The 2,752-nt window shown below is 55.9% G+C and carries 4 protein-coding genes; all 4 read left to right on the forward strand.

Features of this window, described 5'->3' with window-relative positions; translation table 11 throughout:
* Positions 1-1,614: type IV secretory system conjugative DNA transfer family protein (locus tag ALO64_RS01050; protein WP_054991640.1), on the forward strand; the 1,614-nt coding region annotated here is incomplete at its 5' end.
* 40 nt (positions 1,615-1,654) lie between these two features.
* Positions 1,655-2,017, forward strand: a complete 363-nt coding sequence (locus ALO64_RS01055; protein ID WP_031599101.1) for a TrbM/KikA/MpfK family conjugal transfer protein — start codon at positions 1,655-1,657, stop codon at positions 2,015-2,017.
* A gap of 29 nt (positions 2,018-2,046) precedes the next feature.
* Positions 2,047-2,445 (forward strand): hypothetical protein, encoded by a 399-nt coding sequence (locus ALO64_RS01060; protein WP_054082480.1) that lies wholly within the window; start codon positions 2,047-2,049, stop codon positions 2,443-2,445.
* An 87-nt stretch (positions 2,446-2,532) separates the two neighbouring features.
* Positions 2,533-2,752 (forward strand): hypothetical protein (locus ALO64_RS24920; RefSeq protein ID WP_157058598.1); only part of this gene is annotated, 220 nt, incomplete at its 3' end.

Below are 2,752 nucleotides of genomic sequence, written 5' to 3' on the forward strand. Positions count from 1 at the left end.
TACCCCGCGATCCTCATTGGCAAGCACCCCACCAAGGACACCTTCTTAGCCAGCTATGGCCAGACGTTCGTCATGCTGGCCGCGCCCCCTGGCACCGGCAAAACGGTGGGAGTCGTTACCCCCAATCTGTTGAGCTACCCCGATTCGGTGGTGGTGAACGACCCCAAATTCGAAAACTGGAGGGACACGGCAGGTTTTCGGGCCGCAGCCGGACACAAGGTCTACCGTTTTTCGCCCGAGCTTCTGGAGACGCACCGCTGGAACCCGCTGAGCGCCCTCAGCCGCGACCCGCTGTACCGCTTGGGGCAGATACGCACGCTGGCGGGTGTGCTGTTCGTGTCGGACAACCCCAAGAACCAGGAGTGGTACAACAAGGCTGCCAACGTGTTTGCGGCCATCTTGCTGTACCTGATGGAAATGGAGGGCATGAAGCTCAATGGTATGAAGTTGACCTTGCCCCAGGCCTATGAGGTGGCGTCACTGGGCACCGGGCTCGGTGTGTGGGCGCAGCAAGCCATCGAGCAACACAGCACTGGCCCCAACGCGCTGTCAGTGGAAACCCTTCGTGAACTCAATGGCGTGTTCGAGGCCTCGAAGAACAAGAGCAGCGGATGGTCCACCACCGTCGATATCTTGCGCGGTGCCTTGTCCATGTATGCCGAGAAAACGGTGGCCTGGGCAGTCTCAGACACCGACATTGACTTCACCAAGCTGCGCAAGGAGAAGATCAGCATCTACTTTTGCGTGACCGGTAACGCCATCAAGAAATACGGCCCGCTGATGAACCTGTTCTTCACTCAGGCCATTCAGCAGAACACCGATGTGATGCCCGAGCAGGGTGGTCATTGCGCAGACGGCACGTTGATACTCAAGTACCAGGTGTTGTTCGTGATCGACGAAATCGCGGTCATGGGCCGTATCGAGATTATGGAAATGGCCCCGGCGCTGACACGTGGTGCAGGCCTTCGCTACATCATCATTTTTCAGGGCAAGGACCAGCTGCGCAGCGAGCGCACGTATGGCCGGGAGGCAGGCAACGGCATCATGCAGGCCTTTCACATCGAAATCGTCTACGGCACCGGCAATGTCGAGCTGGCCAAGGAGTACAGCACGCGCCTGGGTAACACCACGGTGCGCGTCCATAACCAGTCGTTGAACAGACAGAAGCATGAAATCGGTGCTCGAGGTCAAACAGACAGTTACAGCGAACAGCCCCGACCGTTGCTGTTGCCGCAGGAGGTCAGCGCCCTGCCTTACGGCGAAGAGCTGATTTTTGTGGAAGCCACAAAGACGACGCCCGCTGCCAACATCCGAGCCCGGAAAATCTTCTGGTACGAAGAACCCGTGTTCAAAGAGCGAGCCGGTATGCCGACGCCCGATGTGCCGAGTGGCGATGCTTCCAAAATCGACGCGCTCACCGTGCCGGTGCGCACCGTCGAAGCCAAGGTGGCCGTGGCCGACACCAAGCCCATGCAGGCCGAACAGCGGCAGCGCTGGAACCCCAAAGACAAAGCGTCCGAAGTGGCTCAGGCCGAAGCGGTCAAGGCTCAGCCCCCCGAGGTCGAGCCGGATCCCGAGCCTGCGCAGGCTGACGATACCCCCGAAACGATGTAGTCCCCCCACTGGCACATCCAAACGCTTGCAGGAGCAACACATGAATACCTTCAGCAAAACGGCTGACCGCCAGGGTCATGTCGATGGCAACGCCGTGCCCGGTCGCGGCAAAACGCTGCTCTGCGCGCTGTTCGCAGTGTGTCTGCTGGGCAGCGGCTCGGCCTTCGCCGGTGACCCGTGCAAGTCCGTGCTGTGCCTCTACGGCAAATTTACCGGCAACAGCGGTGGCAGCGAATGCCGCAGCGCCGAACAGGACTACTTCAGCATCCTGGTCAAGAAGCACGGAAACATCAGATGGAGCCAGACCGCTACGGCGCGCCAGGACTACCTCAACAGCTGTCCCGGTGCTGATCGCGGATACACCAAAAAAATCAACGACAAGTTCGGCAAGGTCCGGGGTTGATTCTGCACTCTATGAGAGAGGTGATTATCATGATTTTTAAGAAAAACCAGCTAAGTGAAGATGTAAGAAAGAATCTGATTCTTCAAGGTGTATTGAAATACAACGAGGCAATGGAAGTACTGGAGTGGTGTTCCGGTATTCAGTGGCCGACCACGGAAGAAGGATTTTGTGAAACGGTCAACGTACTTGCTCACCGAGCTCTTTATGAGGGCAAGGTATTAGCGTATTTCGAGGGGATGGACTCTGCCATCAGGGAAGACTTGGAGAAGAACCCTGCCACCCTGTTGGAAATAAAAGAAATCCTAAGCCATCCCCTTCGTGATGTTTTGTCAGTTCAGCGCGTTGTGAACAAATTTTCTCAAACGCTCCCGCTTTCTGATGTCGTTCAGGAAACGGACTTTGTCCAAGAAGATAGTATCAAAGTGTAATGATTANGATGCCAGCGTTTGATTGATAAATGACGCTAATAACTGAATTTCATTAGGGTGGTTAACACCCTGTTGAGGATAAAGCAATTGAAAATCGAACCGTTTATTTCACGTATTGAAAACGCCCTGAGCCAGAACGAAAAGTGCACGGGTGGCCTTAAGGCCGCCACTCGGGTGTTTGGTATCCCTCTTGGTGCATCAGGTGCTCCCGAAGTCTTGACGCTCATCTACGCAGATGGTGTGTTCGCCAATAGCTTCTGGTACGGCCATGTGGTTCAGCACCCAATGAAATCCGGCGTATTTGTGG

It is taken from the genome of Pseudomonas meliae, from assembly GCF_001400515.1.
Taxonomy (GTDB): Bacteria; Pseudomonadota; Gammaproteobacteria; order Pseudomonadales; family Pseudomonadaceae; genus Aquipseudomonas; species Aquipseudomonas amygdali.